This window comes from Nocardioides antri, from assembly GCF_008373765.1.
Lineage (GTDB): Bacteria > Actinomycetota > Actinomycetes > Propionibacteriales > Nocardioidaceae > Nocardioides > Nocardioides antri.
Map to the genome: position 1 here is coordinate 1 of NZ_VUJW01000101.1, position 377 is coordinate 377.

Sequence of the window (377 nt, forward strand, 5' to 3'; positions counted from 1 at the left end):
AAGTAATTTTGGGTCCGTAATATAGCCCAAATCACGAAAATGCCCGAAAAAGTACTTAAAGGTCAAAATTTGGGGTCGACAAAAAGTCAATGGAAAAGTTCCATTGTCCTGCTTCTTTCGTCGGAGGGCTGTCTTTGGGCTTTCCGAAAAGGTATCACATGCCAAGTTTGGCCTCACGGTATAGAAGTTATAGAGTCATAAAGTTTTAACCAAAAAAAAAAAAAAAAAAAAGAGGGATGCAACACGAGGACTTCCCGGGAGGTCACCCATCCTAGTACTACTCTCGCCCAAGCACGCTTAACTGCGGAGTTCTGATGGGATCCGGTGCATTAGTGCTGGTATGATCGCATCCGTTAGTATATGCAATGCAATCGTAT

1 rRNA gene is annotated in these 377 nt (G+C 43.0%); it reads right to left on the reverse strand.

The window, feature by feature from the left end:
• Positions 1–233: 233 nt before the first annotated feature.
• Positions 234–352: ribosomal RNA gene (gene rrf / locus F0U47_RS22710) — 5S ribosomal RNA — on the reverse strand.
• Positions 353–377 lie beyond the last annotated feature (25 nt).